This window comes from Paenibacillus sp. EKM212P (assembly GCF_011066115.1).
Classification (GTDB): domain Bacteria; phylum Bacillota; class Bacilli; order Paenibacillales; family Paenibacillaceae; genus Paenibacillus; species Paenibacillus polymyxa_B.
Map to the genome: position 1 here is coordinate 1 of NZ_JAAMNR010000021.1, position 9,382 is coordinate 9,382.

Consider the following 9,382-nt stretch of genomic DNA (forward strand, 5'->3'; position numbering starts at 1 on the left):
GATGGATGCCGGACGGCAACATCGAATATTTGGGCCGGATCGACCATCAGGTGAAAATCCGGGGCTACCGGATCGAGCTGGGTGAGGTCGAGGCACAAATTTTGAAAGTGGAAGACGTACAAGAGGTCATCGTACTGGCACAAGCGGACGAGCAGGGGCAAAACCAACTGGTGGCGTACTATGTTGCTGAACGGGAAGTAAGCGCTGGTGAGCTGCGCAGCTTACTGGGTGAGGAGCTACCAAACTACATGGTGCCTTCGTATTTCATCCAGCTGGAGCAGATGCCACTGACACCGAACGGTAAAATCGACCGCAAGGCCCTGCCGGCACCCGAAGGCAGCCTGCAAAGCGGAGCGGATTATGTAGAGCCGCGCACAGCGCTGGAGCAGACATTAGTGTCCATTTGGCAGGCCGTGTTGGGGGCGAAGAGAGTCGGGATTTTGGATAATTTCTTTGATCTGGGCGGTGATTCGATCAAGGCGATTCAGGTATCCTCCCGTTTGCTGCAAGCGGGCTACAAGCTGGACATGAAGGATTTGTTCCAATATCCTTCCGTCTCGCTACTGAGTGGTCATGTACACAAGGTCAGCCGTACAGCCGATCAGCGGGTGATTTCGGGTAGCGTCAAGCTGACTCCGATTCAGCAATGGTTCTTTGGACAAGCCTCGGCAGAGCCGCATTATTTCAACCAGTCGGTGATGCTGTATAGAGCGGAAGGCTTCGATATAGACGCATTACGTCAAACGGTGGCCAAGGTAACGGAGCATCATGATGCGCTACGTATGATCTTCCGTCAGACCGAACAGGGCTATGAAGCGTGGAATCGCGGTTTGAACGAAGGCGAGCTGTATAGTCTGGACGTTGTTGATCTGACGGATGTGCAAAACATTACAGATGTTGCAGCAGCAATTGAAACGAAAGCCAATGCCATCCAAAGCTCCATTCGTCTGGACGAGGGACCGCTGGTTAAGCTGGGACTTTTCCGCTGCATGGATGGAGATCATTTACTGATTGCCATTCACCATTTGGTCATAGACGGGATTTCGTGGCGAATTGTGTTTGAGGATTTTGCCACGGGATATGAGCAGGCCGTGCGGAGAGAAGCGATTCGCCTGCCATATAAAACGGACGCTTTCTCCGACTGGGCAGAGCGCTTGTCTCAATATGCGAATAGTCCAGCCATCGAAAATGAACGCGAATATTGGCAGCATCTTGCCCAAACGGAAGTCGCATCGTTGCCTAAGGATCAAGAGAGAGCGGAGGGACAACATTCTCTAATCAGAGACACTGCGACGGTGAGCGTAGCTTGGAGCGAACAGGAAACACGGCTGCTGCTGCAGGAATCACATCGGGCGTATAACACAGAGGTCAATGATCTGCTGTTAACCGCACTCGGCACAGCGGTATATAACTGGAGCGGTCAGGAGCGTGTGCTGGTCAATCTGGAGGGACATGGCCGGGAAGCCATTGTTCCAGATATCGACATCACCCGTACCGTGGGCTGGTTTACGAGTCAATATCCGGTGCTGCTGGATGTAGACGGAAAGGCAGAAGTAGGGCAGCGAATCAAGCGGGTGAAGGAAGATCTGCGTCATGTGCCGCATAAGGGCATTGGCTACAGCATTTTGAAATATATGTCTCAGCATGATGTCCATCCTTCCTGGACCTTGCAGCCTGAAATTAGCTTTAACTATTTGGGACAGTTTGATCAGGACTTGGAAAATGGGGATATCACGCTGTCTTCACATCCAGGTGGAGAGCCATTGAGCGACCATACCGTACTGGAGCATCCTTTGAATGTGAATGGAATGATTACAGCGGGCGCGCTGACACTGGAAATTCGCTATGACAGCAAAGTATATCATCAGCAAAATGTAGAAAACTTTGCGCAGTTGCTGCAGGAAAGCCTGCAGGAAGTGATCGCTCATTGTGCCTCCAAAGAGCGGAGTGAGCTAACACCAAGCGATGTATTGTTCAAAGGCTTGACGCTGGGGCAGCTGGAACAATTGACGGAGCAAACAGCTTCTGTGGGTGAACTGGAAAATGTATATGCTCTTTCGCCAATGCAGAAGGGGATGCTGTTCCATAGCTTGATGGAGCCGGAGTCAGGCGCCTACTTCCAGCAAGCGTCGTTTGATCAAAAAGGCAGCTTTGATGTTGAAATTTTCCGCAAGAGTCTGGATGTACTGACACAGCGTCATGAAGCGTTGCGGACGAATTTCCATAGGTTTGAGACAGGGCACAGTCAGGAGCCATTGCAGATCGTGTTCCGTCACAAAGATAGTGACCTTTCTTTCCAGGATATACGGGGAATGCAGGAAGCAGAGCAACAGGCGTATATCCAGGTGTTTAAGCAGGAGGACCAGGCTAGAGGCTTTAATCTCAGTACCGATGCACTCATGCGCGTACAGGTATTGCAGACAGATGAAGAATCGTATCATTTGGTATGGAGCTTCCATCACATTGTTATGGACGGCTGGTGCTTATCGCTCGTTACTGGAGAAGTGTTTGGTACGTACTTTGCGCTGCTGGAGCAGAAGCAGCCGGAGCTTGCTCCTATCACACCATATGGCCAATATATCGAATGGCTGGGGCGTCAGGATGAACGTGCGGCAAAAGAGTATTGGAGCAGTTATTTGGCTGGTTTTGAACAGCAGACGTTGTTACCTGGATCGGATACTTCATCGAAAGACCAAGCGGCTAATACGGTATTCGCTACAGCAAGTGAAACCAGCGAGTATGTTTCTGAAAAAATAACGGTAGATCTGGACCCAACGTGGAGCAAAGCCATACACCGGATTGCAAAGCAGCAGCAGGTCACGATTAATACGCTGATGCAGAGCGTGTGGGGCCTGATTTTGCAGAAATATAACAACAATGAGGATGTTGTGTTCGGCAGTGTCGTTTCTGGACGTCCAACGGATATTGCTGGTGTAGAGCATATGATCGGTCTGTTCATTAATACCATCCCGGTGCGGATTCAAAGTGAACGGAATGCCACTTTTGTGGAAGTGATGCGGAAAACGCAGGAACAGGCACTGGCCTCGGGAGCCTATGACAGCTTCCCGCTGTATGAAATTCAGGCATTGACCGAGCAGAAGCAGCATCTGATTAACCACATTATGGTATTTGAGAATTATCCGGTAGAGGAGCAAGTTGAGCAGCTTGGCGAAGTTCGTCCATCTGCTTTTGAAATTACGAATGTAGAGGTTGTTGAGCAAACGAACTATGATCTGGACCTGATTGTGATGCCCGATGAAACATTCCGCATCATGTTCAGGTACAACGCCAATGTATACGATCGGGCTACCGTGGAGCGTATGCGGGGACATGTACTGCATGTCATCGAGCAAATCGTGAATAATCCGCATATCCGTGTGAATGAACTGGAATTGGTGACACCGGAAGAGCAGGCGCAGATCGTTCAGGTCTGGGGGGATACGGCGGCCGCCTATCCGCAGGATCAAACGTTAAGTGCATTGTTTGAGCAGCAGGCAGCACGAACACCGGATCAGGTGGCAGTGTTGTGCGGATCGGAATCGTTGACCTACGCGGAGTTGAATGAGCGCGCGAACCGTTTGGCTCGGACGCTGCGTGCGGAAGGTGTTGAACCGGATCAGCCCGTGGGCATTTTGGTTCAGCGTTCGCTGGACATGATCGTAGGTATTTATGCGATCCTCAAAGCAGGCGGAGCCTACGTGCCAATTGATCCAGAATATCCGGCGGACCGTATCCGCTTTATGCTGGAGGACTCGGACGCGAAGCTGGTGCTGACGCAATCGCATCTGGCGGAGCAAGCCTCGCTGAGTTTTGACGGCCAGGTGCTGGTGCTGGATCGTCATGAGCAGGCTGGCAAGGACATTTACCACAAAGACGGCTCGAATCTGGAGCCACTGGCCGGACCGCACCATGTAGCCTATGTCATCTATACCTCTGGCTCCACGGGAAAACCGAAGGGCGTGATGGTGGAGCACCATTCTGTGCTGAACCGGATTTTGTGGATGCATGATCGCTACGGCTTGAGTGCGGAAGATACGATCTTGCAAAAGACCGCCTTCACCTTCGATGTGTCGGTGTGGGAGTTGTTCTGGTGGTCGCTGGTCGGCTCGAAGGTGAGCTTGCTGTCGGTAGGCGGGGAAAAGAACCCGGAAGACATCGTCGACACGATTGCCCGCGATGGCGTGAGCACGATGCACTTTGTTCCCGCCATGCTGCATGCGTTCCTGGAGTACGTGGAGCAGCAGCCACGGGAAGTGATGCAAACGAAGCTGGGCACGCTGCGCCACGTATTTGCCAGCGGCGAAGCGTTGCCGCCACAGCATGTGGCCCGGTTCCAGCGGCTTGTGTCGAGCTTGGCCGGAGCGAAGCTGGTCAACCTGTATGGTCCAACCGAAGCGACGGTAGACGTATCGTACTTCGATTGCGAGCCGGATGAGGAATATGGAGTTATTCCGATCGGGAAACCGATTCAGAATATTCGTCTGTACATCGTGAAGGAAGGCACGGAGCAATTGCAGCCGATCGGGGTTGCAGGAGAACTGTGCATCGGCGGTGTCGGCGTAGCCCGAGGCTATCTGAACCGCCCGGAGCTGACGGCGGAGAAATTCGTAGCCGATCCGTTTGCCGGCGGGGAAGCAGGCTATGAGCGGATGTACCGCACAGGCGATTTGGCGAGATGGATGGCAGACGGCAACATTGAATATCTAGGCCGGATCGACCATCAGGTGAAAATCCGGGGGTACCGGATTGAGCTGGGCGAGGTCGAATCGCAGCTGCTCCAAGTGGAATCGGTACGCGAAGCCGTGGTCACGGCGCGTACGGATGAGACGGGACAAAAACAAATGGTGGCGTACTATGTCGCCGGGCAAGAGATGGGTACCAGTGAGCTGAGAAGTGAGCTGGGCCGAGAACTGCCAAGCTACATGGTGCCATCGTACTTTGTACAGCTGGAGCAGATGCCGCTGACACCGAACGGTAAAATCGACCGCAAAGCCCTGCCAGCACCGGAAGGCAGCCTGCAAACCGGAGCGGATTATGTCGCACCGCGGACGTGGGTGGAAGTGAAGCTGGCACACATTTGGCAGGATGTGCTGGGTCTCACGCAGGTCGGCGTGAAGGAAAACTTCTTCGAGATTGGCGGACATTCGCTGCGGGCGACGACACTGGCCTCGAAGATTCACAAGGAGCTGAACAAGCCGCTTCCACTACGCAGTATTTTTGAAGCACCAACGATTGAACAACTGGCAGTCGTACTGGAAGGTCTCGATCAAGTAACATATGCGTCCATTCCGGTAACGGAAGAACGCAGCTTCTACCCGTTATCCTCGGCGCAAAAACGACTGTATGTGCTGCATCAGTTTGATCCAAGTGATGTGAACTACAACATGCCGTCGGTGCTGCAAGTGAGCGGTCCGCTGGATGTGAAACGAGTGGAAGACGTGTTCCGTCAACTGATCGCCCGCCATGCAACCTTGCGTACCCGCTTTGAACTGGTGGACAATGAGCCGATGCAATGGGTTGAGGACACCGTGCCGTTCGAGGTGGAATATACGAAGGTACAAGCAGAGCGTGCAACTACGGATACAAACACGACGGTCAGCCAGGAAGCACAAGAACGGGTACGACAGTTTGTGCGTCCGTTCGATCTGAAAGCTGCACCGCTGCTGCGGGTAGGCTTGGTGGATCTGGGTGCACAAGGAGCAGAGCAGGAATCCCAGCATCTGCTCATGCTCGATATGCACCATATCGTTTCGGATGGTGTGTCGATGGAGGTACTGACCAATGAATTTGTCCGCTTGTATAGCGGTGAAGAGCTATCACCATTGCGGATTCAGTACAAAGACTATGCGGTATGGCAGCAAAGCAAAGCCCATCAGGAGTGGATGCAGCGTCAGGAAGCGTACTGGCTGGGTACCTTCCGGGGCGGCGTGCCTGTGCTGGATCTGGCAACCGACTTTGCCCGTCCGGCGGTACAGAGTACGGCAGGGGATACGATCGAATTCGGACTGGAGCGTGAAGTTAGCGAACGCCTGAAAGAACTGGCGGGACAAACAGGCGCAACCTTGTATATGGTGCTGCTGGCGGCGTACACTACGCTCTTGCATAAATACACAGGCCAAGAAGATATCGTAGTCGGCACGCCGATTGCTGGAAGACCGCATGCGGAACTGGAGAGTCTGGTAGGTGTCTTCATCAATACGCTGGCAATCCGCAATTATCCGTCTGGCGACCAATCGTTTCTGGATTATCTGCAAGAGGTGAAGGAGCATGCGCTCAGTGCTTATGAGCATCAGGACTATCCTTTTGAAGAGTTGGTTGAAAAGCTGAATTTAACGCGGGATACGAGCCGAAATGCGCTGTTTGACACGATGTTTGAGTTAAAAACATTGGAGCAGCAGGAGTTGCAGCTGGAAGGTCTGACCTTGAATTCGTATCCGATAGCCAATAAAACCGCCAAATTTGATTTGTCCTTGGATGCAATGGAGCAGCCGGAAGGTATTCTGTGCAGTCTGGAATACAGCACGGCGCTGTATAAGCCTGAGACCATCGCGCGATTGGCACAGCATTTTACCGAACTTGTACGTGCAATTACACTGCATCCGCAGCAGTCACTGGCAGCTTTGGATATGGTACCTGCCGAGGAAAAAGCACAAATCATCTACGGTTTTGGAGATGTGGGGGTATCGGATGTTGCTGCTGAAGCAGGAGCCTTATTCCATACGTTTGTGGAAGAACAGGCACAGCTTGTGCCGGATCACGTGGCAGTGGTGTACGAGGAGCAGCAGCTTACGTACCGGAAACTGAACGAGCGTGCAAACCAATTGGCGCGGAGATTGCGGAATGAAGGCGTTGGACGCGAGTCGATTGTCGGCATTTTGAGTGAACGTTCGGTAGACATGCTGGTCGGCGTACTGGCGGTGTGGAAGGCAGGAGGCGCCTATGTGCCGCTGGATGCAGACTATCCGTCCGAACGTATTCGTTTCATGCTGGAGGACAGTGGTGCGAGGGTACTGTTGACCCAAAGGGGCTTGCAGGAGCGTGCACTGGGTTGGTTGAATGAAAGCCAATGGGCTCTGGGCGAAGGAAAGAGTGAGAGTGAGCTGGAGACGGCGGTTAGCGCTGAAACGATGGAAAGAGACCGCCTTAGTGAAGGCATAAGCTTGAAATCAGATTCGAAGTCTGACAGCGAAACAGCATCCGAATCCGCAACGAACATGCGTCTGCATACCGTACTGGCGTTGGACGATGAGTCGCTGTACATCGGGGACACCACCGATATCGAGCCTATCAACGAACCGCAGGATCTGGCGTATGTGATCTACACGTCCGGGACAACGGGACGTCCGAAAGGGGTCATGATTGAGCATCACAGCTTGGTGAATACGGCTGCGGCGTATCGCCGAGATTACCGTTTGAGCGAGTTCCCGGTACGACTGCTGCAGCTGGCGAGCTTCTCCTTCGACGTATTCGTCGGGGATATCGCGCGGACGCTCTATAACGGCGGCACGATGGTCATTTGTCCGAAAGATGACCGGATTGATTTTAGCCGTTTGTATGACTGGATTCGCGATTACCAGATTACAGTGTTCGAATCGACCCCAGCCCTGATCGTACCGTTTATGCAGCATGTGCATGAACAGGGGCTGGACATGAGCAGTCTGGAACTGCTGATCACCAGCTCGGATAGCTGCAGTGTGACAGATTACCGGGTGCTGCAAGAACGGTTTGGCACGGATTTCCGCATGATGAACAGTTACGGCGTCACAGAAGCGGCAATCGACTCTAGCTTCTATGATGAAGAGCTGTCGAAGCTGCCAAGCAGCGGCCATGTGCCGATTGGCCAGGCGTGGCTGAACGCCCGCTTTTACATCGTGGACAGCCAGCTGAATCCGGTGCCGATCGGCGTACTGGGTGAGCTGTGCATTGGCGGAGCCGGGGTGGCACGTGGCTACCTGAACCGTGCAGACCTGACCGCCGAGAAATTCGTAGCGAATCCGTATATACCGGGTGAACGATTGTACCGCACAGGCGATTTGGCGCGGTGGATGCCAGATGGCAATGTGGACTTTATCGGCCGGATGGATGATCAGGTCAAAATCCGGGGCTTCCGGATTGAACTGGGCGAGGTGGAAGCACAGCTGCTGACCGTGGACGGCATTCAGAAAGCCATCGTCACCGCCTGGGAAAACGAAGACGGAGACAAGGATTTGTGTGCGTATGTCGTAGCCTCTGAAGCGCTGAATTTGCCAGAGCTGCGCAACCTGCTGCAGCCCAAGCTGCCGGGGTATATGATCCCGACGTATGTTGTACAACTGGATCAATTCCCGCTGACACCAAACGGGAAAATTGACCGCAAAGCGTTGCCTGCACCGGAAGCGCGCCTCGAAGGAGGCACAGCGTACGTGGCACCGCGGACACTGCTGGAAGAGCAGTTGGTACGTATTTGGCAAAGTGTTCTGAATCATCCGCAGATCGGTATTAAGGACCATTTCTTTGAAGTCGGAGGACATTCTCTGCGCGCGACAACACTGATGGCGAAAATCCATCAGGAGCTGAATTACAAGCTGGCGCTGCGAGATATTTTCCAATATCCGACGATTGAGCAACTGGTGCAGGTGATGGGAGAAGTTCAGACACAGCAAACGTATGTATCCATCCCTGTTGCGGAGGAACGCGTATATTATCCGGTTTCCTCGGCGCAAAAACGGATGTACGTGCTGAGTCATTTGGAAGGCGGAGAGGTTAGCTACAATATGCCAGGCGCTTTGATCATTGAAGGTTCCTTGGATAAAACGCGACTGGAGCAAGCCTTCCGCCAGCTGATTGCCCGTCATGAAGCCCTGCGAACCCGATTCGACATGGTGGATGGTGAGGTGATTCAACGGATTGAATCGGGCGTCGCATTCAACGTGGAGCATGTGCAGGCAAGCGAAGAAGAGACCCAGCAGTACGCACAGGACTTTGTACGTGCATTTGATCTTGCACAAGCACCGTTGCTGCGGGTTCAGTTGGTGGAAACCGGACCGGAGCGTCACGTCATGTTCTATGACATGCACCATATTATTTCGGATGGCGTGACTGAAGGAATTATCGTGCAGGAGTTCTCTCAATTGTATGAAGGCAAAGAACTGCCGCCCCTGCGCATTCAGTACAAGGACTATGCGGTTTGGCAGCATGCCGATATGCAAAGTGAACGTCTTCGTGAGCAGGAAAGCTACTGGCTGAACACGATGGCTGGTGACATTCCAGCACTGGATATGCCAACGGATTTTGCAAGACCAGCCGTACAGCGTCTGGAAGGAGCTCGATTGGAATTTGCGATCAGCTTGGAGGATAGCGAGCAGTTGAAACAACTGGCCGCGCAAACCGGCTCCACCTTGTA

General features: G+C 53.1%; 1 protein-coding gene. It reads left to right on the top strand.

All coding sequences use genetic code 11. The features are described 5' to 3' along the window. A partial coding sequence (locus G9G54_RS24665) for a non-ribosomal peptide synthetase (protein ID WP_165179922.1) occupies positions 1-9,382 on the top strand: 9,382 nt, incomplete at both ends.